Annotated in this window: 27 protein-coding genes; 26 read left to right on the forward strand and 1 reads right to left on the reverse strand. The window is 29.5% G+C overall.

What is annotated here, in order from left to right; genetic code table 11:
* The first annotated feature begins 69 nt into the window (after positions 1 to 69).
* The 3 genes from rsmD to F594_RS0103365 are packed head-to-tail and all read left to right on the forward strand — an operon-like array spanning position 70 to position 1537.
* Positions 70 to 636, forward strand: a complete 567-nt coding sequence (gene rsmD, locus F594_RS0103355) for a 16S rRNA (guanine(966)-N(2))-methyltransferase RsmD (RefSeq protein WP_004824144.1) — start codon at positions 70 to 72, stop codon at positions 634 to 636.
* A complete protein-coding gene (gene coaD, locus F594_RS0103360; RefSeq protein ID WP_019034552.1) occupies positions 614 to 1093 on the forward strand; it encodes a pantetheine-phosphate adenylyltransferase in 480 nt (159 codons plus the stop codon). The genes rsmD and coaD overlap by 23 nt, the downstream gene beginning before the upstream one ends.
* A 3-nt stretch (positions 1094 to 1096) precedes the next feature.
* On the forward strand, positions 1097 to 1537 hold the full coding sequence (locus tag F594_RS0103365; protein WP_019034553.1) for an ATP synthase subunit B family protein: 441 nt from the start codon (positions 1097 to 1099) through the stop codon (positions 1535 to 1537).
* Between the two features lie 9 nt (positions 1538 to 1546).
* Here F594_RS0103365 and F594_RS0103370 read toward each other — a convergent pair whose 3' ends face one another.
* Entirely contained in the window at positions 1547 to 2695 is a 1149-nt protein-coding gene (locus tag F594_RS0103370) for a tRNA(Met) cytidine acetate ligase (RefSeq protein ID WP_019034554.1), read from the reverse strand.
* 97 nt (positions 2696 to 2792) lie between these two features.
* On the opposite strand from F594_RS0103370, the gene F594_RS0103375 reads away from it, so the two are divergent.
* From F594_RS0103375 to dut, 23 genes are all read left to right on the forward strand, one after another.
* A complete protein-coding gene (locus F594_RS0103375) occupies positions 2793 to 3986 on the forward strand; it encodes an acetate/propionate family kinase (RefSeq protein ID WP_019034555.1) in 1194 nt (397 codons plus the stop codon).
* A gap of 80 nt (positions 3987 to 4066) precedes the next feature.
* Complete coding sequence (locus F594_RS0103380) at positions 4067 to 4597, forward strand: YceD family protein (protein ID WP_019034556.1); 531 nt, start codon at positions 4067 to 4069, stop codon at positions 4595 to 4597.
* Between the two features lie 2 nt (positions 4598 to 4599).
* On the forward strand, positions 4600 to 4788 hold the full coding sequence (rpmF, locus tag F594_RS0103385) for a 50S ribosomal protein L32 (protein WP_004823954.1): 189 nt from the start codon (positions 4600 to 4602) through the stop codon (positions 4786 to 4788).
* A 326-nt stretch (positions 4789 to 5114) separates the two neighbouring features.
* Positions 5115 to 5939, forward strand: coding sequence for a 30S ribosomal protein S2 (gene rpsB, locus F594_RS0103390; protein ID WP_019034557.1), 825 nt, complete (start codon positions 5115 to 5117; stop codon positions 5937 to 5939).
* Between the two features lie 64 nt (positions 5940 to 6003).
* Entirely contained in the window at positions 6004 to 6654 is a 651-nt protein-coding gene (gene tsf, locus F594_RS0103395; protein WP_009345148.1) for a translation elongation factor Ts, read from the forward strand.
* 8 nt (positions 6655 to 6662) lie between these two features.
* On the forward strand, positions 6663 to 7367 hold the full coding sequence (gene pyrH, locus F594_RS0103400; protein ID WP_004824129.1) for a UMP kinase: 705 nt from the start codon (positions 6663 to 6665) through the stop codon (positions 7365 to 7367).
* A gap of 9 nt (positions 7368 to 7376) precedes the next feature.
* Positions 7377 to 7934 carry a ribosome recycling factor gene (frr, locus tag F594_RS0103405; protein WP_004824008.1) on the forward strand — a complete coding sequence of 186 codons (558 nt, stop codon included), beginning with the start codon at positions 7377 to 7379 and terminating at the stop codon, positions 7932 to 7934.
* A gap of 52 nt (positions 7935 to 7986) precedes the next feature.
* A complete protein-coding gene (locus F594_RS0103410; protein WP_019034558.1) occupies positions 7987 to 8712 on the forward strand; it encodes an isoprenyl transferase in 726 nt (241 codons plus the stop codon).
* Positions 8712 to 9497: a phosphatidate cytidylyltransferase gene (locus F594_RS0103415; RefSeq protein WP_019034559.1), complete on the forward strand. Its 786-nt coding sequence runs from the start codon at positions 8712 to 8714 to the stop codon at positions 9495 to 9497. The genes F594_RS0103410 and F594_RS0103415 overlap by 1 nt, the downstream gene beginning before the upstream one ends.
* 9 nt (positions 9498 to 9506) lie before the next feature.
* Positions 9507 to 10514 (forward strand): RIP metalloprotease RseP, encoded by a 1008-nt coding sequence (gene rseP, locus F594_RS0103420; protein ID WP_019034560.1) that lies wholly within the window; start codon positions 9507 to 9509, stop codon positions 10512 to 10514.
* Positions 10511 to 11572, forward strand: a complete 1062-nt coding sequence (ispG, locus tag F594_RS0103425; RefSeq protein WP_019034561.1) for a flavodoxin-dependent (E)-4-hydroxy-3-methylbut-2-enyl-diphosphate synthase — start codon at positions 10511 to 10513, stop codon at positions 11570 to 11572. The genes rseP and ispG overlap by 4 nt, the downstream gene beginning before the upstream one ends.
* Before the next feature lie 76 nt (positions 11573 to 11648).
* Positions 11649 to 15896, forward strand: coding sequence for a PolC-type DNA polymerase III (locus tag F594_RS0103430; RefSeq protein WP_019034562.1), 4248 nt, complete (start codon positions 11649 to 11651; stop codon positions 15894 to 15896).
* Between the two features lie 100 nt (positions 15897 to 15996).
* Entirely contained in the window at positions 15997 to 16458 is a 462-nt protein-coding gene (locus tag F594_RS0103435; protein ID WP_009345150.1) for a ribosome maturation factor RimP, read from the forward strand.
* An 11-nt stretch (positions 16459 to 16469) separates the two neighbouring features.
* Positions 16470 to 17762, forward strand: a complete 1293-nt coding sequence (gene nusA / locus F594_RS0103440; protein ID WP_019034563.1) for a transcription termination factor NusA — start codon at positions 16470 to 16472, stop codon at positions 17760 to 17762.
* 42 nt (positions 17763 to 17804) lie between these two features.
* The gene (gene rnpM, locus F594_RS0103445; protein ID WP_004824158.1) at positions 17805 to 18065 is read left to right on the forward strand and encodes an RNase P modulator RnpM; all 261 of its coding nucleotides are present in this window, start codon (positions 17805 to 17807) and stop codon (positions 18063 to 18065) included.
* 30 nt (positions 18066 to 18095) lie between these two features.
* The gene (infB, locus tag F594_RS0103450) at positions 18096 to 20354 is read left to right on the forward strand and encodes a translation initiation factor IF-2 (protein WP_019034564.1); all 2259 of its coding nucleotides are present in this window, start codon (positions 18096 to 18098) and stop codon (positions 20352 to 20354) included.
* A gap of 1 nt (position 20355) precedes the next feature.
* A complete protein-coding gene (gene rbfA / locus F594_RS0103455) occupies positions 20356 to 20712 on the forward strand; it encodes a 30S ribosome-binding factor RbfA (protein WP_004823940.1) in 357 nt (118 codons plus the stop codon).
* Positions 20696 to 21682: a DHH family phosphoesterase gene (locus F594_RS0103460; protein ID WP_019034565.1), complete on the forward strand. Its 987-nt coding sequence runs from the start codon at positions 20696 to 20698 to the stop codon at positions 21680 to 21682. The genes rbfA and F594_RS0103460 overlap by 17 nt, the downstream gene beginning before the upstream one ends.
* Positions 21672 to 22565 (forward strand): tRNA pseudouridine(55) synthase TruB, encoded by an 894-nt coding sequence (truB, locus tag F594_RS0103465; protein WP_019034566.1) that lies wholly within the window; start codon positions 21672 to 21674, stop codon positions 22563 to 22565. Before F594_RS0103460 ends, truB begins: the two co-directional genes overlap by 11 nt.
* A gap of 3 nt (positions 22566 to 22568) precedes the next feature.
* Positions 22569 to 23477, forward strand: coding sequence for a bifunctional riboflavin kinase/FAD synthetase (locus F594_RS0103470; protein WP_019034567.1), 909 nt, complete (start codon positions 22569 to 22571; stop codon positions 23475 to 23477).
* Positions 23478 to 23593: 116 nt separating this feature from the next.
* On the forward strand, positions 23594 to 23860 hold the full coding sequence (rpsO, locus tag F594_RS0103475) for a 30S ribosomal protein S15 (protein WP_009345146.1): 267 nt from the start codon (positions 23594 to 23596) through the stop codon (positions 23858 to 23860).
* Between the two features lie 41 nt (positions 23861 to 23901).
* On the forward strand, positions 23902 to 26070 hold the full coding sequence (locus tag F594_RS0103480; protein ID WP_019034568.1) for a polyribonucleotide nucleotidyltransferase: 2169 nt from the start codon (positions 23902 to 23904) through the stop codon (positions 26068 to 26070).
* A 51-nt stretch (positions 26071 to 26121) separates the two neighbouring features.
* A complete protein-coding gene (dut, locus tag F594_RS0103485; RefSeq protein ID WP_019034569.1) occupies positions 26122 to 26553 on the forward strand; it encodes a dUTP diphosphatase in 432 nt (143 codons plus the stop codon).
* Positions 26554 to 26583 lie beyond the last annotated feature (30 nt).

Consider the following 26583-nt stretch of genomic DNA (forward strand, 5'->3'; position numbering starts at 1 on the left):
ATAAATATCCCATCAAAGACTTTTTAATTTTAAAGTATTATGTTAAAATAATACTTAATTGGAGGACTTATGAGAATTATAGGTGGAGATTGTAGAGGTATAAAACTTTCAGCCCCTTTGGGATTAAATACAAGACCTACTCTTGATAGAATAAGAGAAAGCCTTTTTAACATTTTAGGTCAATATTTTAATGGAGGAACCGTTCTAGATTTATTTGCTGGTAGCGGTTGTAATGGTCTTGAATTTTTATCAAGAGGTGTTGATTTTTCCTATTTTGTGGATAATTCATCTCAAAGCTATAATGTAATTACTTCAAATATAGAAAAGTGTAGGCTTAAAGATAAGTCAAAAGTATTAAAAATGGATTATAAAAAAGCTTTAGAATCTTTTTTATCTGAAACTTTTTCTTATATATATATGGACCCTCCATTTATGAAAAGAGATTATTATATAGATTCAATTAATTTAATAAAAGAAAATAGATTGTTAAAAAAAGATGGTCTTTTAATAATAGAACATAAGACTGATGATACTTTTGAATTACCTGAGGGTTTCTCAGAAATAAAAAACAAAAAATATGGAAACACAAGCCTATCAATATGGAGTTTTGTAAATGAAAGTAATATATGCGGGTAGTTTTGATCCTGTAACTAATGGTCACTTAGATATTATTGAAAGGGCAAAATCTATTTTTGGTCACGTAATTGTAGCTGTACTTGACAATGTCAGCAAAAAATCATTATTTACAACGGAGGAAAGGCTATACTTACTTAAAGAAGTTTTAAAAGATGATGAAAATATTGAAATTGATTCATTTAGTGGACTTCTTGTAGATTATGCAAAAAAGAAAAATTGTAAAGTTATAGTTAGAGGCTTGAGATCAGCTTCTGATTATTTAAGTGAATACACTCTTGCCATGGCAAATATGCATTATAAAGATGGGGTAGAGACAGTATTTTTATTAGGGTCAAATGAAAAATTATTTGTAAGTTCATCTCTTGCAAAAGAAGTTGCAACATTTGATGGAGATTTAACTTTATTCGTACCGGATATTGTTGGAAAAGCGATGAAAGATAAATTACTTAGGAGGTAAATTATGACTTTAACAAATTTAGTTGATGAATTAGAAGATCTTGTAGAAACTGCAAGTCAAATACCACTAACAGGAAAAGTTATGGTAGATAGGCAAGAATTTATGGAAATATTAAATGACATAAAGGCACAGATGCCTGGAGAAATATCTCAAGCACAAAAGATTTATCAAGACAAAGATAATATTATAAATGGAGCACATGACGAAGCTGATAAAATTTTATCAGCAGCACGCTCTCATGCAGAAAAAGTCATTGATGAAAATGAATTGGTAATACAAGCTAAAGATAAGGCAGAACAAATTTTAACTCAAGCTAATAATGAATCTAATGAAATTAGAGAAAGAGTTAGAGATTATGCAGATAGTTTATTGGAAAATACCCAATCTAACTTGGCAGAAATTATAAAAAAATTAAACGAAAATAGACAAGAATTAAGAGGATAATTTATCCTCTTAATTTTTTTTGACATAAGGACTTTTTGTAAAATCCTCATTCATAATTGAATTTTTTAAATTATAAATATTAGTAGCTTTACATTCAATATTCATAAGCTCTTTTAAAACCCCACTAGATTTATCGTAATTTTCTTTAAATTTTATTATTTTCTCATTTTCAATTAAATTTAAAATTTCTCTTCCTCTGTCATCCATAGCTAAAACTCTAATATAATCTACATTTAGTGCTTTTTTTACTAGACCCCTTCTAATATCCAGCAATATTTCTATCATAAGTCTTTTTATCCTAGAAGATGTATATCTCTTAGAATTCACCTTATTGATAAAATCGTAAACATTACAAGCGTTCAAATTGTTTAAAATTCTATTTTCAAGGCCCTCTTCATAGTCCATATAAGAATCATAATCTATCCTATAAGTTAAAATCTTAAATTTAAATAAATCATATAAATCATCTAAAAAATGCAAGTCTTTAAAATTATTTGAACCGTATGGTATAAAAGTTGAAATATCTTTTTTGTCATATAAAAGCTTTCTAATAAAAGAAGATGAAGAAAATTTACCAGAGTAAGATAAATCATTATGATAAGTTTTTTTTCTCAATATACCGCAAAAAGAAAAATCTGCCCTTAATTTTTCAATTGCCCTTATATATTCTATAGCTAATTTATTATTAGGTTTATTTAAAACATTTTTTTCTTCTTCATTCAAAAAATCAAAGGACATTTCCATTGCCTTCAAATATGAATGACCCTTTTTAATATTTGATTCTAATTTTGATTTGTCGAAATTATCTATAATTTTATTATTTATTTCTTCCAAAAACCTATAGTCATTTTCACAGCCAAAATATAGTTTATCAATAATACCTAAGGACTTTAATATTGATATACCACCTAACGAAAAATTTTTAGCACTTGAAGATGAATAAATTGTAGGCAGTTCTAATACAAGACTTACACCCATATCAACAGCAATTCTAGCTCTAGAAAATTTTGAAATAACAGAGGGTTCTCCTCTTTGTGTAAAATTTGATGACATAATTGCAACAATATATGGAGAGAAGGTTTTTTTTATCTCATTTATTTGAAAAAGATGGCCCCAATGAAAAGGGTTATATTCACAAATTAAGCCTGCTATTTGCATTTTTACCTCCAATTTATTGACTTAAGATTTCAAATGATATAATATAATTATGTTAATTATACAATAATTTTTTATAAAATTAAAATTAGGAGGAAGCATGAAGATATTAGTTATTAATTGCGGTTCTTCATCTTTAAAGTATCAGCTAATTGATATGACTGATGAATCAATAATGGCAAAAGGTCTTGTTGAAAGAATCGGCATTGAAGGTGCAAGAATTAAGCATGAAACTATAGGCAAAGAAAAAAAAGTTACTCAGTGTCCAATAGAGGATCACAAAAAAGCGTTAAAATTAGTTATGGACTCTTTAATTGATGCAGAATATGGTGCAATAAAATCTTTAGATGAAATTGCCGCAGTTGGTCATAGAGTTGTCCATGGAGGAGAAAGTTTCTCTAAATCAGTTATAATAGATGAAGATGTTATGAAAGCTATTGAAGAAAATGTTGAAATAGCGCCACTTCATAACCCACCGAATATAATGGGTATAAGAGCATGTCAAAAGTTATTGCCTAACATTAAACAGGTAGTAGTTTTTGATACAGCATACCATCAAACTATGCCAGATGAATCTTATATTTATGCTCTTCCTTATGAATACTATGAAAAATATAAGGTTAGACGTTATGGATTCCACGGAACAAGTCATGCCTACGTTGCACATAGAGCTGCAGAAATGTTAGATATTGACTTTGATAAAGTTAATTTAATAACTTGCCATTTAGGAAATGGAGCCAGCCTTACAGCCATTAAGGGCGGTAAAAGTATAGATACTTCAATGGGATTCACTCCACTTGAAGGATTAATTATGGGAACTAGAAGTGGAGATTTAGATCCAGCAATTCTACCTTATATAATGCAAAAAGAAAATCTAAATTCTGACGAAATGAATAATGTTTTAAATAAGAACTCAGGAGTATATGGTATTTCTGGCGTATCTTCAGATTTTAGGGATATTGAAGAAGCTCAAGAAAAAGGAAATAAAAGAGCAGACCTTGCACTTAGAGCTTATGCTCACAGAGTAAGAAAATATATAGGTGCATATTTTACAGAACTTGACCATGTTGATGGTATTGTATTTACAGCAGGTCTTGGTGAAAATTCTCCTGAAATGAGAGAATCAATTTGTAAAGGTCTTGAAATTTTAGGAATTAAAATAGATACACAAAAAAATAACGTCAGAGGAAAAGATACTGTAATTTCTGCGGATGATTCAAAAGTTAAGGTACTTGTTATTCCTACTAATGAAGAATTAATGATTGCAAGAGATACTTTAAAATTAGTAAAATAATTAGTAAAACTGCTATTAAAACTTGACAATTTATATTATATTTTATATAATAACTTGCATGTAATTTTGAGGTGAGAAATATGCTATTAGATTTATCTAACTTTCTATCGGAAGAGCTTGACGAATATTCCTTTAGCGGAAATTTAGAGTCAACCGATTCTTCTTTTGAAGTCGATGATTTAAATTTAATCTTTCCAATTTATTACAAGGGAAAAATAACAAATCTTATATCAGGATATGAATTAAATTTACAAATTACTTATAAATTTAAGACACATTGTGATAGGTGTTTAAAGGAAATAGTTGCTGAAATTCAAACTCCTTATAAGGGATATTATTATAAAGACAAAAGTCTTTATGATAAAGATAGTGTTGAAGATTATTTCCAAATACAAGAACAAGCAATTAATTTAGATGAAATTATTATTTCACTAGTTATTATGTCAAAACCCTATAAAGTTTTGTGCAAAGAAGATTGTAAGGGACTGTGTCCTATATGTGGGACAAATATTAATGAAAATACTTGTGAATGTTCAAAAAAAATAACAGAGCAAAGTATAGACCCTCGTTTTGCAAAACTCAAGGATTTATTTAAAAATGAGGAGGTGTGATAATGGCTGTACCAAAGAGAAAAACTTCAAAACAAAGAAAAAATAAGAGAAGAGCATCTTCTTATGTTTTAAACAAAGCTACTTTTGTTGAATGTCCTAACTGTCACGAAATGAAATTGCCTCATAGAATTTGTCCAGAATGTGGATACTATGATGGTAAGGAAGTTATTAAAATTGAAGAAGCAAATTAAGATATTTTAATGAGAAATATTAGCATGGTTAAAAGCCATGCTTTTTTATTTGAAATTCAAATTTAGTAATACAAATATATAAAGTTTTGTCCTATTTTAATATAATCAACTATTTGTTGTAATTAAATTAACAATTGAAATTAATATGAAAATTTTACTAATACTTAAAATATTAAAAATTTTTTCATAAAATATATAATTGCTAAATTTCACTACTTATGATATACTTTTAAACGATAATAATAACACACATTCTCTGATGGTTGAAGAGTTGCATTATGTCCTTTTGCCACAAGATGAGAATGGAGGATTAAACGGAGGTAAAAATGTCAGTTATATCAATGAAAAGTTTATTAGAAGCTGGGGTTCACTTCGGTCATCAAACTAGAAGATGGAACCCAAAGATGAGCAAATTCATCTTCACAGAAAGAAATGGAATCTATATTATAGATTTACAAAAAACAGTTAAGAAAATCGAAGAAGCTTATGATTTTGCAAGAGAAATTTCTGCAAATGGTGGCAAAATTTTGTTTGTAGGTACAAAAAAACAAGCACAAGATGCTATTGAAAAAGAAGCTAAAAAGTGTGAAATGCCTTTTATCAACCAAAGATGGTTAGGAGGCTTATTAACAAACTATAAAACTATCAGAAAAAGAATTGATAGACTCTTCAAATTAATTGAAATGGAAGATGATGGTACTTTTGATGTTCTTCCAAAGAAAGAAGTTATTCAACTTATCCATGAAAGAGAAAGACTTGAAAAATTCTTAGGTGGAATTAAAGATATGGATAAAATGCCAGATGCTCTTTATATAGTTGATCCTAAGAAAGAAAAAATAGCTGTAAAAGAAGCTCATATTCTAGGCATCCCTGTAATTGGTATCGTTGATACAAATTGTGATCCAGATGAACTTGATTTCCCAATACCAGGTAATGATGATGCAATAAGAGCTGTTAAGCTAATAACTGAAACTATTGCAAATGCAGTGTTAGAAGGAAAACAAGGCACTCAAAATGTTGTAGAAAATGACGAAGAAAATTTGGACACAGAAGAAAATGTTCCTAGTGAAGAAGTTAATATAGAAGAAGCTTTAGATACAGATGTGCCACAAGCTGAAGATGAATCAGCTGAAAAACAAGAAGAAGAATAATATTTAGGAAGTTCTAAAGCATATTTTGGAACTTCCTTTTTTAAAGTATAAAGGAGTGAATAATATGAAAATAAGTGCCTCTTTAATTAAAGAACTTAGAGAAAAAACTGGTGCTGGAATGATGGATTGTAAGAAAGCCTTAGCGGAAACTGATGGTAATATGGATAAAGCATTTGATTATTTGAGAGAAAAAGGACTTTCTTCAGTTGCTAAAAAATCTTCAAGAATTACATCTGAAGGTTTAGTGGATTCATACATTCATGGTGGAAGAATTGGCGTGTTAATTGAAGTAAATTCAGAAACAGATTTCGTTGCTAAAAATGATGAATTTAAGAGATTCGTTAGAGATATGGCTATGCAAGTAGCTGCTGTAAACCCTAAATATATCAGCCGTGAGGAAGTTCCTGAAGAAGAACTTGCACATGAAAAGGAAGTTCTTACTGAACAAGCTCGTCAAGAAGGAAAACCTGAAAAAATTATTGAAAAGATGGTTGAAGGTAGACTTGAAAAATTCTATGAAGAAATTGTTCTTTTAGATCAAAAGTTTATCAAAGATTCAGACAAAAAAGTAAAAGATATTTTAAATGATCTTATAGCTAAAATAGGAGAAAACATTAAAATTAGAAGATTTGTTAGATTTGAAGTTGGAGAAGGATTAGAAAAGAAAAATGAAGATTTTGCTGAAGAAGTAGCAAAACAAATGGGTCAAAACTAGGTGGTATCTTGCCTCAGTATAATAGAATAGTTTTAAAATTATCAGGCGAAGCCATGGCTGGAAAGCAAGGCGTCGGAATAGATTTAGATGTTATTAATAAGATAGCTAATCAGGTCAAGAAAATTCATGATTTAGGAGTAGAAACAGGTATTGTTGTAGGTGGTGGAAACTTCTGGCGTGGTAGAGATGCACAAACTATAGACAGAGCCACTTCCGATTATATGGGAATGCTTGGAACTATTATGAACGCTTTAGCATTGCAAGATGCTTTGGAAAAATTAGATGTAAACACAAGATGTCAAACTGCAATTGAAATGAAAGCTGTTGCAGAACCATATATTAGAAGACGTGCCATTAGACATTTGGAAAAAGGTAGAGTGGTAATATTTTCTGCTGGAGTCGGAAATCCATTCTTTTCAACAGATACTGCTGCAGCCCTAAGAGCGGCTGAAATAGATGCCGATGTAATACTTCTTGCAAAAAAAGGAGTAGATGGCATATATGATTCTGACCCTAAATTTAATAAAGATGCGAAGAAATATGATAGCCTAAGTTATCAAGAAATTCTAAATAAAAATTTAAAAATAATGGATGCAACTGCAACCTCTTTATGTATGGATAACAAAATTCCTTTGATAGTCTTTGGTATTGATAAGGAAGATTCAATGTATGATGTTGTTTGTGGTAAATTTTTAGGTACAGTTGTTTCTTAGGAGGAAATTATGATTAACGATTTGAAAAAATCCAGCGAAGAAAAGATGAAAAAGACCATAAGTTCTTTAAAAGAAGATTTTCAAAGTATAAGGGCTGGTCGTGCTAATACATCACTTCTTGATAAAATTACAGTTGATTATTACGGACAACAAAGCCCCATAAATCAAGTAGCCGGTCTATCAGCTCCTGAACCGAGAATGCTTATGATTTCACCTTGGGACCCAAAATTAATTCCTGAAATTGAAAAATCTATTTTAAAATCAGATTTAGGTATAACTCCTTCTAACGATGGAAAAGTTATCAGATTAATTATTCCACAACTTACTGAGGAAAGAAGAAAAGACCTTACAAAAGTTGTAGGAAAAAATTCAGAAGCTGCTAAAATTGCTATCAGAAATATTAGAAGAGATGCAATGGATGAAATCAAAAAGGCTGAAAAATCTAAAGAGATAACTGAAGATGATAGAAAGAGTAATGAAGAAGAAATACAAAAATTAACTGATAAATATATTGAAGAAATTGATAAAATAACTAAGGCAAAAGAAATCGAATTAATGGAAATTTAATAAATAAGGGGCTGTTTAGTCAGCCCTTTTTTATTTTATTCGAAGAGGTATTATGAGTTTTTATGATGTGATTAATTTAGATAATATTCCCAAACATATAGGAATTATTATGGATGGTAATGGCAGATGGGCAAAATCAAAAAATTTACCACGATCTTTTGGTCATAAGGCTGGAAGTGATAGAGTAATTGATATAGTTGAAGCGTCCTATGAGCTTGGTGTTAAATCTTTGAGTCTATACGCTTTTTCCACGGAAAATTGGAAAAGGCCAAGAGATGAAATATCAAAATTGATGGAACTTATTAAATATTATATCAGGACTCAATTAGCAAAAATTAACAAAAATAATGTTAGGATTAATGTTTTTGGTGATATTGAACCTTTACCAGAATCTGTAAAAAATGAAATTCTTATGGCCGTCGAAAAAACTAAAACTAATGATAAAATGAACCTAAATATTTGCCTAAACTACGGTGGGCAAGATGAGATTTTAAGAGCTTGCAAAAATATTTCAAAAGATGTTTTGGATGGTAAAATTACTACTGATGATATAAATAAAGAGATTTTTGAATCTTATCTTTATAGTAAAGGACAAGATAGTCTTGACTTATTAATTAGACCTAGCGGTGAATTAAGGGTTTCCAACTTTATGCTTTGGCAGTTGGCTTATGCTGAATTTTATTTTTCAAATATTTTATGGCCCGATTTTACAAAAGAGGAACTTTATAAAGCGATTTACTCTTATCAAAATAGGGATAGAAGGTATGGTGGACTTTGATGAAAGATTTAACAAAAAGACTAATAACAGCAATAATAGGAGTAATTATCCTTATTGGAGTTTTATTACTTGGAATAAAAGCTGTTAAAGTAGCTGTTTTTATTGTAACTTTAGAGATTATAAGAGAGCTTTATAATGCTTTTTATAAATTAGAAATAAGAATTAGTCTTCCAATTTTATATTTATCATCCCTGATAACTTTTTTATTTTCTTATTTTAATTATAATATTATATTTCCTTTGATTATAACTTTTCTTATAAACGGATTTTTCTCTATTATATTAATTAAATATTCAACAAGGGATATGGTATATACCATTTTTTCTTATTTTTACGGAGTATTTTTTATTAATCTCTTAGCTTATGTTAATGAAATTTCTTTTTTAATTTCTGCTTTTATAATTGCATTTTCAACTGATACTTTCGCTTATATTATTGGGTCGAAATTTGGAAAACATAAACTAATTGAAAGAATAAGCCCTCATAAATCAGTAGAGGGAGCAATAGGAGGAAGTACATTTTCTGTAATAGTTACAGGGTTTTATTTTTATTTTGTGAAGACTCATTATATTAATTTTGATATTGATATTTCAGTTCTTATTATAATTTTATTAGCATCTATCTCTGGACAATTTGGAGATTTATTTGCTTCAAAAATTAAAAGAGAAACAGGTATTAAAGATTTTTCTCAAATATTACCAGGGCACGGAGGATTTTTAGACAGATTTGACTCATTAATATTTGTTTGTCCTTTCGTATATTTCTTATACTATTTTATATCTTAAGGAGGTTTTATGTCAGCACTTATAGGTTCAATTATTGTTTTCCTTTTAGTTGTATTATTACATGAATTTGGTCACTTTTCAGTTGCAAAATTAGTAGGAATTAAGGTTAACGAATTTTCTGTCGGAATGGGTCCAAAAATATTTCAAAAAACAAAGGGAGAAACAAAGTATTCTCTAAGAGCTTTACCTATAGGAGGATATGTTGCAATGGAAGGCGAGGATGAAGAATCTTTTGACCCTAGATCATTTAATAATGTTTCTGTATTTAAAAGAATGGCAGTGGTCCTAGCTGGTGTAACAATGAATTTTATTCTTGCCATTTTTTGTTTTTTCATACTCTTTTATTTTATTGGCTTTGGTTCAAATGTTATAGACACTGTAATTAAGGACTCTCCTGCTGATGCAGCAGGCTTAACTAAGGGAGATAAAATTGTTGGAGTAAATTATGTCAGAACTGACAATTTGAATGATATAGTCGAAGAAATTTCAAAAAACAATGGTAAAGAATTAAATCTTAATATTTTACGAAATAATGAAAGTATAAATAAAAAAATTATGCCAAAATTTTCTAAAGAAGAAAATAGATATATAATTGGCTTTTCTTCCACTAGACAAAGATCCTTCCTTGGCTCTTTTTCTTTAGCTTTTAAACAAACATGTGATGTTGTAAAAGCAATTTTTTCTGTATTTTCTTTAATTAGGGATGGAAAATTCACATCTGATATGATTTCTGGACCTATTGGGGTAATTTCAATTATAGGTCAAGAAACTTCAAAAGGATTTCTGTATTTAGTTCAAATTCTTGCAATCATTTCTGCAAATTTAGGTGTTATGAACTTAATTCCAATACCTGGGCTAGATGGTGGAAAGTTTTTTTTATTAATTATTGAATCAATTAGAGGTAAGGCAATAAGCGAAAAACTTGAAATGAAATTAACTATGATAGGCTATGGGATTTTATTAACATTGATGATTTATGTTACAATTTTTAATGATTTAGGAAGGCTATTTAAATGACAATAAATAGAAAAAAAACAAGACAGGTAAAAGTGGGCAATGTTTATATAGGTGGGGATGCACCCATATCTGTTCAATCTATGACAAATACAATAACAAAAGATATAGATAGTACAGTTAAACAAATTAAAAAATTAGAGGATGCAGGTTGCGATATAATTCGTTTTGCAGTAAATGATTTAGATGATGCCAAAGCTATTGGCCCTATTAAAGAAAGGATCAATATTCCTACTATTTCAGATATTCAATATGACTATAAACTTGCCTTAGCAGCATGCGAAAACAATATTGATGGAATGAGAATTAATCCTGGAAATATTGGAGTTAAATGGAAAGTAAGAGAAGTAGTTGAAGCTTGTAAAGATAAGGGAATTTCCATAAGAATAGGAGTAAATTCAGGTTCAATTAAACAAGAATTTTTAGATAAATACAAAGGTGTAAATGAAAACTCTATAGTTTATAGTGCTTTAGATGAAATAGAAACTTTGGAATCATTAAACTTTACTGATATTAAAGTTTCTTTAAAGGCATCAAATGTAAATTTATCATTGGACTCTTACAGAAAATTTTCAGAAATTTCTGATTACCCTCTACATCTTGGGATTACAGAAGCAGGTCCTCCACCAATTGGTATTATAAAATCTTCTATAGGAATAGGAAGCCTTTTAGCAGAGGGCATTGGCGATACTATAAGAGTATCATTGACTGCTGATCCTATTTATGAAGTTAAAGTTGGTAAAGAAATTTTAAAATCTCTCGGACTTAGGAATGAAGGAATAGATTTAATTTCTTGTCCAACTTGTGCAAGAACAAAAGTTAATTTAATAGATATTGTGAATAAAGCTCAAAAAAGACTTGATTCTTTAGATATGAATTTAAAAGTTGCTATGATGGGATGTGCTGTTAATGGACCTGGTGAAGCAAGAGAAGCTGATATAGGAATTGCTTGTGGTAATAAAAGTGGTTTAATTTTTAAAAAAGGGAAAATAATAAAAAAATGTCCTGAAGATGAGCTTTTAAACCAATTGTTTATAGAAATTGATAAAATGAAAGATTAATTTTCTAAAAAATAAGGCTATTTTTTGTTATAATTATATAAATAGCTTTATTTTTTTGTTTTTTTGAGGTGAGATTTTGGATTTAAAAATAATTTTAGATAAATTAAATGTAAAGTATGATGAAAATTTATCAGCAAAAATAAAAAGTGTAAAATATAAAAAATCCAGCAAAGAAATTTTTATTGAAATTGACTCAAATGAAGATTTAGAAAGTTATCTGAATAATCAAATTGAACAAGCGTTGAGAGAATATTTCGATTCATCTACCATTCATTTGTCATATAATAAAATTTCTAATCCTTACATAGATGAATATGACTTAATAACTAAGGAAATTACAAATTACAATCCTTCTTCTTCTAGCTGGTTAAATGATATGAGTATAAAGATTGATAAAGAACATTTACAAGTGGATATTTTGTGTCCAAGTGAGGAAGTTTATCACTCATTGATTTCTAATGGGCTATCAAAAATTTTACAAGATAAACTAATTTTATTTGATGACTATAAAATCAATTTTGTTAAGAATATCAATAAAGAACCAGACAAAGAATTATTTATAAATAAATTTGAAGAAGAAGAAAAAAATATCTGTAAGTTAACTGAACTTAAACCAACTGAACAAAGTAAAAAAATTGATAATATAAAAAGTGATGATAATAAATATATTTATAAATCCGGCAGATTTAAACTTGGTGATTATACAAAACTTATAGATATGTCGATTAATAATCCTAATATGACCTTTGAAGCAGATATATTTAAAATTGAATATAGGGAATTGAAAAATTGCATACTAGCTAGTTTTTCTGTTACAGATTATTCATATTCTTTATTATGTAAGGCTTTCTTAAAAGATAAAGAAATAGAAAAATTTCAAAATGAATTTAACAATGGTGATCATGTCTTAATTGGTGGTCAATTATCTTATGATACCTTTTCAAAATGTGATACCCTTATGATAAGATACATGGAAAAAACAGAAAAAGAAATGCCTAAAGATACTGCACAAGAAAAAAGAGTCGAACTCAGGGTTCACACTAAAATGAGCCAAATGAATGGAGTCACAAGTTTTTCGGATTTTGCAAAACGTGCTAAAAGTTTTGGTCACAAAGCAATAGCAATCACTGATGTAAGTGATGTACAAGGTTTCCCTGAAGCTATGGATGCAAGTAAAGACTTTGATATTAAAGTAATCTATGGTCTTGATGCAAATTTTGTTGATGATGAAGAAGATGTTGTTATAAATTATAATGAAAATAAATCCTACAATGCTTACGTGGTATTTGATATAGAAACAACAGGTCTATCTCCCATAAGAGATAAAATTACTGAAATTGGTGCTGTAAAAATAGTTGATGGTATAATTACAGAAAGATTTTCACAATTGATCAATCCACAAATGCTAATTCCGGAAAAAGTCCAAGAACTTACCAGAATAACAAATGCTCTAGTTGAAAATGAACCAACTATAGAAGAAGTTGCCCCAAAATTTTATGATTTCATTAAAGATAGCGTTCTTGTTGCACATAACGCAAAATTTGATACTGCTTTTATAAGAAGAGTATTTAAAGAAAATGATTTAGATTTTATTAATCCAATCTTAGATACCTTAAGCTTTGCAAGAGCAACAGTTAAAGATACTAAAAAATTTAACTTAGCTACATTGTGTAAAAAATTTGGTGTATCTTTGGTGGGAGCCCATAGGGCTGTTAATGATGCTGAAGCAACAGCACACCTATTTATAAAGCTTATAAATAAAATTTTTGATCCTAAGCATATAGATTTTAATAAATTAAATTCTTTAAAGTCTCAGATTGAACCAGAAATCTTATTTGAATCTTCTCTTTCAATACTTACAAAAAATGAAGAAGGGTTAAAAAATTTATATAAATTAGTTTCAGATAGTCATATGAATTACTTCAACAGGGTTGCAAAGGTCCCTAGAAGTCTGATTAATAAATATAGAAAAGGTCTTCTGATAGGTTCTGGTGATGAAAGCGGCGAGATATTTAATGCATTTTTTAGAAATTTAGAAATAGATGAAGTAGAAAAAATTGCTAGTTTCTATGATTATTTAGAAATTCAACCTATTGATAATTTTATTCCATCTTTATTACGTAATAAGCTTACAAGAGAAGATATTATTGAAATTAACAAAAAAATTTGCAAAGTTGGTGAAAATTTAGGTATTCCAGTTATAGCAACTTCCAATTGCTTTTATTTAGATGAAAAAGATGATTTGGTTAGAAGAATCATTTTAAATGGAAAAGTTGGAGTTCCTGATTACAATGCAAAAATCAAGCAAAAGTTATATTTTAAATCTACAGATCTTATGCTTGAAGAATTTTCATATTTGGGTGCAGATAAAGCGATGGAAGTGGTTGTTACAAATACAAACTTAATAAATGATTCCATTGACAATGTAAAACCAATACCTGATGGTAAATATCCACCAGTAATTGAAGGCTCGGAAGAAACTCTAAAAAATATTACTTACAAAAAGGCGCATGAAATATATGGGGATCCTTTGCCTCAAATAGTTGAAGCTAGATTAAAAAAAGAACTTGACTCAATAATTTCAAACGGATATGCAGTTTTATATATAATCGCCCAAAAACTTGTTAAAAAATCTAATGATGATGGTTATTTAGTTGGCTCAAGAGGTTCAGTTGGTTCTTCTTTTGCTGCACATATGGCTGATATAACTGAAGTTAATCCATTACCGGCTCACTATATATGTCCACAATGTAAATATAGTGAATTTATGGAAGATCCTACAATTGGTTCAGGGGTAGACTTAGCAGATAAAAATTGTCCTAAGTGTGGTCATAAATTAAATAAAAATGGTCATAATATTCCTTTTGAAGTTTTTCTTGGTTTTTATGGTGATAAAGAACCTGATATAGATCTGAATTTTGCTGGAGAATATCAACCAAATGCTCATAAATACACAGAGGAACTTTTTGGAAAGGGCTATGTTTTTAGAGCAGGAACAATTGGTAAAGTTGCATACAAGACTGCTTACGGATATGTCAAGAAATTTTTTGAAAATCAAGAAGATATATCTCAAACAGAAGTAGATAGATTAACCATAGAAGCTACAGGAGTTAAAAGAACAAGCGGACAACATCCAGGAGGAGTTATGATTTGTCCAAAATCAAAAGATATTTTTGACTTTACTCCTATACAATATCCGGCTGATGATAAATCCTCAGGGGTTATAACAACTCACTTTGACTATAACTTCATTCATGGAAAGATACTTAAGCTTGATATACTCGGTCATGATGGACCTACTATAATAAAAATGCTTGAAGATTTTATAGGAATAGATACATCAAAAATACCGCTTGATGATAAAGATACCCTATCTTTATTTTCAAGTGGTGAAAAATTAAATCTCGATAAAAATATCTTTGATGTTAGTACGGGAACATTAGGTATTCCAGAATTTGGTACTGGCTTTGTAAGACAAATGCTTATAGACACTAAGCCAAAAAACTTTGCAGAACTTGTAAGAATATCAGGTTTATCCCATGGAACTGATGTATGGTTAGGAAATGCAGCAGATCTTGTTTCTTCAGGTCAGGCAAGCTTATCAGAAGTTATTTGTACAAGGGAAGATATAATGCTTTATTTAATAGCTGCAGGTGCAGAGAATAAAATGGCTTTTGATACAATGGAAAAAGTTAGAAAGGGTAAAGGACTAACTGACGAACAAATAAAAATAATGAATAATCTAAAATTACCTCCTTGGTATATAGATTCTTGTTTGAAAATTAAATATATGTTCCCAAAGGCTCACGCTGTAGCGTATGTTATGTTATCTTTTAGAATAGCATATTGTAAATTGAATTATCCATTAGCGTTTTATGCCACCTACTTCACTATAAAACTTTCAGACTTTGTAGGAGAGGTAATTATTAATGGACCAGAAGCTATAAAGGCTCAAATTGACTTTATTAATAATAAAGAAACCCCAAGTTCAAAGGAGCAAACTCAAATGCCTATATATGAAGTTGCATTAGAAATGTATTCAAGAGGACTTGAATTTTTACCAGTAGATATTTATAAGTCAAAAGCTCAGGAATTTACAATTGAAGATAAAAAAATCCGTATGCCGCTAAGAGCCCTAACTGGAGTAGGGGAACAAGCTGCTAAAAATATTATAGAAGCAAGAAATGATGGGCAATTTTTGTCTAAAGAAGACTTATTAAAAAGAGCTAAAGTTGGTAAATCGTTACTCAATATTTTTGAAATAAATAATGTAATAAAAGATATGGATGATACCAACCAAATATCAATGTTTAATATGTTTTAACTTGCATTTGTAGCTATTTGTGATATAATTAAATAAAGTATGTAAGAAAGTAAGTTAGAGAGTGGGGTTCCCACTCTTTGTTTTTTACTTGGAGGTGCCTATGGATAAAAAATCATTTAAAAATCAAATTTTTAAAATAGCACAAGTTTCTGCTGAAGAATTAGGATACGAAATTGTAGATATTGAATATCAAAAAGGCAATAAACATGATTTGCTTTCTATTTTTATTTTTAAAAAAGAAGGAATTGACCTTGATGACTGTACTAAAATGAGTCACAATATAGAGAAAAATTTGGATAATTTAGAAATATTAACAAGACCTTATTACCTTGAAATTTCTTCGCCTGGGCTTGATAGACCAATTAAAACTAAAGATGATTATAGAAGAAATTTAGAAAATGAGGTTGAGGTAAAGCTTTACGGACCTTACAATGGCAAAAAAGAGTACGTTGGAATTTTAAAAGATTATAATGAGCATAATGTTATTATTTGTGTTGAAAATGACAATATTGAAATTCCTATAAAAAATATTTCGTCAATGAAACAAGTTATAAAGTTTTAACGGAGGAGAAGATGAATCAAGAGTTTATAGAAGCATTAAATGAAATAGAAAAAGAAAAAGGAATATCCAAAGACATAATTTTTGATGCCTTAGAACAAGCTTTGGTTTCTTCCTATAAAAAAAATTACGGAACTTCACAAAATGTAATTGTAAAAATGGATAGAGAAACTGGGGAAATAAAACTTTTTGCCTACAAAAATATAGTGGAAGAAGTAGAAAACCCAGAAATTGAAATCAGCCTTGAAGATGCAAAAAAAATTGATATTAATTTTAAGCTTGGAGATAATTACACTAAGGAAATTCACCCAAAAAATTTTGGAAGAATCGCTGCACAAACAGCAAAACAAGTTGTTATTCAAAGAATTAAAGATGCAGAACGTGATGTGATATTTGAAGATTTTACAAAAAAGGAAAGAGAATTATTAACCGGTCTTGTTCAAAGGTCAAATCATGGTAATGTATATGTAGATTTAGACAAAACAGAAGGAATTTTACTTCCTAATGAACAAATTAAAGGTGAAAGTTATAAGCATGGTGATAGGTATAAGATGCTTCTTTTGGAAGTGAAAAAGTCTTCAAAGGGGCCTCAGGTTATCTTATCTAGATCCCATCCTGATTTAATCAAAAGATTGTTTGAACTTGAAGTTCCTGAAATAAATGAGGGTATTGTTGAAATTTATTCAATTTCTCGTGAAGCTGGTTCTAGAACTAAAATAGCTGTTTTTTCTCTAGATCCAGAAGTTGATCCATTAGGAGCCTGCGTTGGTTATAAGGGACAAAGAGTAAATGCAATAGTAGATGAATTAAGTAACGAAAAAATTGATATTGTTATTTATCAAAAAGATCCACAAGAATTCATCGCAAATTCTTTAAGTCCATCAAAAGTTGAAAAAGTTTTTATTAATGAAGATGACAAATCTGCTTTAGCGATTGTCCCAGATTATCAACTTTCTCTAGCAATAGGTAAAGAGGGACAAAATGTAAGACTTGCTGCTAAGCTAACAGGATGGAAAATAGATATTAAATCTATGAGTCAATATGAAGAGTATTTAGAAGAAGAAAACATAACCGAAGAAGAATTGGAAAAGAGATTTTCTGAAAAAAAAGAAAGTGACCTATCTGAATCAGATTCACTTGATTCTTATGATAACTCAAATGAAGAAAACAGTGAAGATTTAGAGGTTGAAAAAAATGAAGATACTTTAAAGTCTAATGAAAATATTGAAGAAGTTTCTGATAATAATATAAATAATGAAATAACTGAAGATTTTGAAAATGATATTGAATCAAATGATATAGACTAAGAAAGGAAAATAAATTATTAATTAATTTTTAAATGGAGAATTATGGTAAAAACAAGAAAAATACCTATGCGTACTTGTATAGGTTGTAGAGAACAAAAACCAAAAAAAGAATTAATTAGAGTTGTAAGAAATAAAGAAAACCAAATCTTTATAGATTTGACGGGAAAGGCAAATGGTAGAGGTGCATATTTATGTAGAAGCAAAGACTGTCTGGATAAAGCTATTAAATCTAAAGCTTTAAACAGAGCATTTTCTACAGAGATTGACAAAGAAACTTATGAAAAGCTAAAAGAGTCAATATAATAAATATCATCTTTTAAGGAGGTGTTCTATTTGTCAAATATAAGAGTACACGCGCTGGCAAAAGAAATTGGGATTACAAGTAAAGAACTTTTAATAAAATTAAAAGAACTTAATATCGAAGCAAAAAATCACATGTCTACTATTGACGAAAAAGATGAAGAAAAAGTTAGAAAACTCTATTCAAAGGGCACTAAAAAAGACGATAGCAAGGTAAAGGAAAGTAAAAATATAGACAAGAAATCTCACAAGAATCAAAATATGAAAAAGGATTCTCATAAAGAAAAAATTGATCACACATCAAAAAGTAATAATTTTAATAAAAAACATAAGATAAGTAACGACACTACTGATGATGAAGATATTTTAAAACACAAAAGAAATATAAATCAAAAAAATCTTCATAAAAATAAAAAAAATAATGCCAACGAGCAAGAAGAAAAAAAAGAATACAAACCTAAAGACTTAAGCAAAAAAAAGCCAAAGAAGAAGCAAAAAAATAAAGATAAATCTCATGATCATAGTGAAGAAGGACCTATTAAAATCAAAGTTCCTTTAACTGTAAAAGATTTTGCAGAAAAAACTAATCAAGGAATAAGTGCAGTAATGACAAAATTAATTGGCTTAGGGGTAATGGCTAATCAAAATCAATCAATAGATGAGGATACCTGTATTCTTCTTGCTGATGAATTAAATGTTCAAATAGAAATTGATAAAGACGATGAATCTGAAATCACGATAGAAGAAAAATTTGGTCTGTTAAAAGAAGATAAAGAAAGAGACTTAAAACTTAGAGCTCCGGTTGTTACTGTAATGGGTCACGTTGACCATGGTAAGACATCCTTACTTGATGTAATTAGAAAATCACATGTTACTGCTCAAGAAGCAGGCGGAATAACCCAACATATAGGTGCTTATACAGTAAATTTGAAAGGTAAAAAAATCACCTTCCTTGATACTCCAGGTCACGAAGCTTTCACTTCCATGAGACTAAGAGGAGCTCAAACTACTGATATTGCAGTTCTTGTTGTTGCTGCAGATGATGGTGTAATGCCTCAAACTGTAGAGGCTATATCTCACGCAAAGTCAGCAGATGTTCCTATAATTGTAGCCATCACAAAAGTGGATAAACCTGATGCAAATCCAGAAAGGGTAAAGCAAGAGCTCATGAACTATAACTTAGTTTCTGAAGAATGGGGCGGCTCAACAATTATGGTTGCTGTTTCATCAAAAACCAAAGAGGGAATTGATGAGCTTTTGGAAATGATTTTACTTGTTGCAGAAATGCAAGAATTAAAGGCTAATCCTAATAGGCTTGCAGTGGGTAATATCATTGAAGCTAATCTTGATAAATCAAAAGGTCCAATGGCAACTGTTTTAGTAAAAAATGGAACTTTAAGATCTGGCGATTATGTTGTTTCAGGTGTGTGCTATGGTAGAGTTAGAGCAATGGTTGATGACAAACATAGAAAAATAAAAAAAGCTGGTCCTTCTATGCCTGCTGTTATTTTAGGACTCAGTGATGTTCCAAACGCTGGCGATTTAATTTATGCAGTAAAGGATGATAAGACAGCAAAAACTATATCAGAAAAAAATGCTGAGCTTGCGAGAGACGAAAGATTAAGTAATACAAATAAAATCAGTCTTGAAAATTTATTTGCAAAAATAAAAGAAGATGAAATGAAAGAACTTAACCTTGTTGTAAAAGCAGATGTAAAAGGTTCTGTAGAAGCGTTGATACAATCTTTACTTAAGCTTTCAAATGATGAAGTTAAGATTTCAATAGTTCACTCAGGTGTTGGCGGAATAAATGAATCTGATGTTACTTTGGCATCTGCTTCTAATGCTATTGTGTTAGGATTTAATGTAAGACCTAATATAAATGCAATAGATTTAGCAAAGAATGAAGAAGTCGAAATCAGGACATATAGGGTAATATATGATATTCTTAACGATATCGAAAAAGCAGTTAAAGGTATGCTTGAACCAACTATTGTAGAAGAAATAATGGGTAGGTGTGAAATTAGACAAATATTCAAACTTCCAACAAATAATATTGTAGCTGGTGTTTATGTATTGAGTGGAAAAATACTAAGAAATTCAAAAGTTAAGGTTTTAAGAGATGATGTTGTAATTCACGAAGGAGATATTTCATCACTTAAGAGATTCAAGGATGATGTTAAGGAATTACCAACAAGCTATGAAGGTGGCTTAATGATTGATGGATTTAATGATGTTAAAGAAGGAGATTTATTAGAATCTTTCATTCTTAAAGAAGTTAAAAAGGATTAACATGGATAATAAAAGAATAAATAAAATATCCGAAGAAGTAAAAAGATGCCTTATGGATATTGTACAAAATAAAATAAAAGACCCAAGAATACCTACTTTAACAAGCATATCTCATGTAGAAGTTACAAGAGATTTATCTTTTGCAAAAGTATATGTTTCAATATTTGCTGATGATATTAAAAAGCAAAAGGCTTTACAAGGTTTAGAAAGTGCCAAAGGTTTTATAAAAAAAGAATTAGCCAGAGAAGTTAAATTGAGAGTCATGCCTGAACTAATTTTTATTAATGATGATTCCATTGAAAAAGGATTAAAAATGGATAAACTTATCAATGAGGTTAATCATGGTAAAAAATTTTAATGAATATATTAAAATTCTAGAAGAAAAGATAAATAAGGCTAATACAATTGCCATAGCTAGTCATATGAACCCAGATGGAGATAATTTGGGTTCAAAGCTATGCCTGTATAAACTTTTTAAAAACTTAAATAAGGAAGTTTACGTAATTGAAAATGACCAAGTACCAACCGCAGAAAAATTTTTACCTGGTGTTGAACATCTTGTTGATTCAGATACTTTAGAAGATAAAAAAATTGATTTAATGATAGTTACTGATTGTGGTGATATAGAAAGAATAGGTCGTGCTGAATCAATTTTTAAAAAAGCTGATTTTACTGTAAATATTGACCATCATGAAACTAATGTTGAATTCGCTGATCTAAATTTAGTTGATATGAAGGCTCCTGCTGTTTGTGAATTTTTATATTTAATTTTAAAACAAATGAATTTTAGTATTGATAAGGATATGGCAACTTGTTTATATACTGGGATTTCAACAGATACAGGTTCTTTTAAGTATGATTCTATAAGACCATTAACCTTTGAAGTAGCAATAGAACTTTTAAAAATTGGTATAGATATAAACAAAATTACTGTAAATTTATACCAACGTCGCTCAAAAGAAAAAACGGAACTTCTTATTAGAGCATTGAATAATATAAGATATTATGAGAATAACAAAATTGGACTTGTAAGTATTAATGAAAAAGATATTTTTGAAACTGGGGCAAGAAAGTCAGATTCTGATGGTATAGTAGAATTTGTAAGGGATATAGATGGTATTGAGCTTTCTATTTTTATAAACGAAAAAAAAGACTACTACAAATTATCTACAAGGTCAAAAACCTATGTAGATTGCACAAAAATAGCTAAAGTTTTTGGTGGTGGCGGTCATATTCGTGCAGCAGGAGCAACTTTATATAAAAAAGATTATCCAAATCTTTGTGATGCTATAAATAGAATAATTGATTTAAGCTCTAATGAAATTTGATATGGATGGAATTTTATTAATTAATAAAAAAAAGGGTATAACTTCCCATGATGTTATATCTATTGTTAGAAAAAAATTAAATATTAAAAAAGTTGGTCATTGTGGTACACTTGACCCTATGGCAACAGGCTTACTTATTATTTTAATAGGTAAGGCTACTAAACTTTCAGATTATATAATGAAAAATAGAAAAACTTATTTAGCCAAAGTAAAACTTGGTCTTCTAACCGATTCCTATGATATAACTGGAAATATATTAGAAAATCAAGGTTTTACAGTAGATAAAGATAAATTGATTGAAGTTTTGAAATCATTTGTTGGCGAAGTAAAACAGATACCACCTATGTATAGTGCAATAAAAGTAAATGGTAAAAAACTATATGAATATGCTAGAAAAGGCATTGAAGTTAAAAGGAAAGAAAGACTTGTGAAAATTTACTCAATGGAGCTTCTAGATTTTAATGGCAAGGACGAATTTGTTATTAATTGTGATGTTTCAAGCGGAACATATATTAGAACCTTGGCTTTTGATATAGGTAGAAAGTTAAATACCTACGGAACTTTACTAGAACTACAAAGAAATAGCATTTCTAATTTTAATTTAAATGAGTGTTTAAATATAGATGATATTGAATCAATAGACCTAGAAGAACTCCATAGTAGGATAATTCCAATGGAAAAAGCCCTTTTAAATTTTGAAAAATTTTCATATCCAAGTGATTTTTATGATAAACTATTAAATGGTATAAAATTTCAGACAGAAAAGGATTTTGAAGACAAAATTTTCAGACTTTATTGTAGAGATGAATTTATAGGATTAGGTAGGATGGAAGTTGATAATGGAAGAAATTATATGGCTTTATTTAAAAAGCTTATCAGGTGAGAAATGATAGTTATTGATATTGATTTAAATTATGTAGCTGAAAAAAATTCTATAATTGCATTGGGAAACTTTGATGGGGTGCACAAAGGTCATAGAAAATTATTGGAAAGCACTGTCAAAATAGCTAAAGAAAAGAAATTGAAATCTGCTGTGTTAGGTTTTAAATCACATAGTTCCAATATGTATTCTGAAAATAAAAAAAAGATCCTAACAACAAACACAAGTAAGTTTAAGATTTTTTCGGACTTAGGAATAGATATAGTCTATCTTATTGATTTTAGCAAAGAATTTATGTCTATGTCACCTATGGAATTTCTGAAAGACTTCTTACAGGAAAAATTAAAAGTTAAGGGTCTTGTCGTTGGGTATGACTACACATTTGCATATAAAAAAGCAGGTGATGTTAATTATTTAAAAGAACACTCATATCTTTTCAATTGGTTAGATATAATAGAAGAACAAACTTGGCAAGGACAAGCCATATCATCATCACTGATAAGAAAATTAATTTCTGAGGGAAAAATAAAAGAAGCAAACTTCCTATTAGATAGTAATTTTACTGTTATGGGAAAAGTTATCCATAATAAAGGTTTGGGTCAAAAAATGGGTTATCCAACAGCTAATTTAGAACTCTGCGACAATTATATAATTCCTAGATATGGAGTATATGATACAGATATTATTGTTGATGGTAAAAAGTATAAAGCTGCTACAAGTGTTGGAACTAATCCAACTGTTGAGGATGATGGAATAAAGATAGAAGCTCATATTTTAAATTTTAATGATAATATCTATGGAAAAACTGTTGAATTAATTTTTCTTGATTTCATCAGACCTGAATTAGTATTTAAAAATATTGATGAGTTATTTAAGCAAATTAACTTAGATGTTAAGAAAGTTCAAGAAAGATAAATCTTTACATTTACTAACACTTTTGATATTATATATAAATAAGTTATTTACCTTTTCGTGGTTAATCGTTCCTCGGCGATTTACTAGGCTAAGGTTAATTAATTATAGGAGGAAATATGTTAAACAAAGAAGAAAAAATCGAAATTATTAATGAGTACAAAGCTCATGAAGGAGATACTGGTTCTCCAGAAGTACAAATTGCTATTCTTACAAAAAGAATAAACGACCTTAATGAACATTTAAGATATCATAAGAAAGACCACCATTCAAGAAGAGGACTTTTGAAAATGGTTGGTAAAAGAAGAAATCTTTTAAGATATCTTAAAGAAAAAGATATTGAAAGATATCGTAAGTTAATAGAAAGACTAAATATTAGAGGATAAAAAGAGCGGGGTATCCGCTCTTTATTTTTAGAGGAGGAGTTATGGAGAAAATATATACCATGGAGCTGGCTGGCACTGAATTAAAAGTTACTGTTGGTAAAGTAGCTGAACAAGCTAACGGCGAATGTCTAGTACAATATGGTGATACTGTTGTCCTCGTTACTGCTACTTCTTCGAAAGAACCTAGAGAAGGGATAGATTTCTTTCCTCTAAGTGTTGATTATGAAGAAAAAATGTATGCAGTTGGTAAAATTCCAGGAGGATTTATTAAAAGAGAAGGAAGACCGAGTGAAAAAGCAACTTTAACAGCCAGACTTATTGATCGTCCATTAAGACCTCTTTTTCCAGAAGGATATAGAAATGATGTTCAAATTGTAGCCACTGTATTAAGTGTTGACCAAGACCATATACCGGATATTCCTGCAATGATTGGTTCATCAATAGCATTATGTTTATCTGATATTCCTTTTGACGGTCCTACAGGTTCAGTTCAAGTAGGACTTGTTGATGGAGAATATGTAATAAACCCCAATCAAGAACAAAGAGAAAAAACTGATATAAATCTGATGCTTTCTGGAACAAGTTCTGCAATAATGATGGTTGAAGCAGGAGCAAATATTGTTTCAGAAGAACAAATGCTAAATGCAATTTTAACTGGCCACGAAGCAATCAAAGAAATATGTCATTTTATCGACAGTATAGTAAGTGAAATAGGAAAAGAAAAATCCAAGTATATCCTATTTAAACCTGACCAAGAAATTGTTGATAAGGTAAAAGATTTTGGTACTGATATACTTGTAAATGCAATTCGTCAAAAAGACAAAGTTTTAAGAGAAAAATTGACTGACCAAGCAAAAAATGAAATCAGACAACATTTTGAAGATTTAATGGAAGAAAATTCCAAAGATGTGGAAGCAGCCATTGAAGAAATTGAAGTAACAGAAGTTAGAAGGGGAATAATAGAAGAAGATAGAAGACCTGATGGAAGAAAATTAGAAGAAATTAGACATTTATCTTCAGAAGTAGGATTACTTCCAAGAGCACATGGAAGCGGATTATTTACTAGAGGACAAACTCAAGTTTTATCAGTAACAGCTTTAGGTGCATTATCTGAAGAGCAAACTATAGATGGTCTAGGTGATGATAAACCAAAACATTATATTCACCATTACAATTTCCCAGGTTTTTCTGTAGGAGATACTAAGCCTTCAAGAAGCCCAGGAAGACGTGAAATTGGTCACGGAGCCTTAGCTGAAAGAGCTCTTATACCAGTTATTCCATCAATAGAAGAATTTCCCTATACAATAAGAGTTGTATCTGAAGTTTTATCTTCAAATGGTTCATCTTCACAAGCTTCAGTTTGTGGGTCAACATTATCACTCATGGATGCAGGCGTGCCTATTAAAGCTCCTGTTGCTGGTATTGCAATGGGTCTTATAGAAGAACATGGAGTAACAAAAATTTTAACAGATATTCAAGGACTTGAAGATCACTTCGGTGATATGGACTTTAAAGTTGCTGGTACAAGAGAAGGTATAACAGCAATTCAAATGGATATCAAAGTTGAAGGTATAAAAAAAGAAATTTTGGAGGTTGCTCTTGAAAGAGCTAAAGTAGCAAGACTCGAAATTTTAGACCATTTAAAAACTACTATTGATAAACCAAGAGATCACTTATCAAAATACGCTCCAATTATTCATATTATATTGATTGACCCAAATAAAATTGGTGATGTCATAGGAGCAGGTGGAAAAACAATTAATAAAATTATTGAACAAACAGGCGTTAAAATTGATATAGATGATGATGGTAAAGTTTCAGTATTATCCGAAGATGCCGAAAAAGCCAAAGAAGCAATTTCTATAATAGAAAGTATTATAAAGGAAGTTGAAGTTGGTGATGAGTATCTAGGCAAAGTTAAAAAAATCATGAAATTTGGTGCTTTTGTTGAGCTTAAAAAAGGAACAGAAGGTCTGCTTCATATTTCAGAAATTGCTCATGAAAGAACTAGAGAAGTCGGAGATGTATTACATGTAGGTGATCAGGTAAAAGTAAAAGTCATTGAAATAAATGATGAGAACGGAAAAATTTCTCTTTCCAGAAAAGTTCTCTTACCTAAACCTAAAAGAACTGAAAAAAATAACGACCATTTCACTGAACATCAAAAAGAAAAATCTCAATATAGTGAAGATGAAACAAAAGAAATTTAAATATTAAAATATTAATCGCATTTTATGATGCGATTTTTTTACAGGAGGATTATGAAAATAAAAATTATAAATAAAAGTAAACATCCACTACCTCAGTACCAAACACAAGGTTCAAGTGGAATGGATTTAAGAGCAAATTTAGATAAAAAAATTATATTAAAATCTCTTGAAAGAACCCTTGTACCTACTGGTATTTATATAGAATTGCCACAAGGATACGAAGCTCAAATTAGAGCTAGAAGCGGTTTAGCATTAAAAAAAGGTCTATCATTACCTAATGGTATTGGAACAATTGACTCAGACTACAGGGGAGAATTAAAAATTATTTTTGTTAATCTAGGAAAAGAAGATATACAAATAAATGATGGAGATAGAATTGCCCAAATGGTAATTATGAAAATAGAAAGACCAGAAATTGAAGAAGTGGAAATATTAGGTGACACCGAAAGAAGCAAAGGTGGTTTTGGTCATACAGGTCTTTAATGTTCTTAAATTATTAAGCTTGTGATATAA

The sequence above is a fragment of the Peptoniphilus lacrimalis DSM 7455 genome (assembly GCF_000378725.1).
Lineage (GTDB): Bacteria > Bacillota > Clostridia > Tissierellales > Peptoniphilaceae > Peptoniphilus_A > Peptoniphilus_A lacrimalis.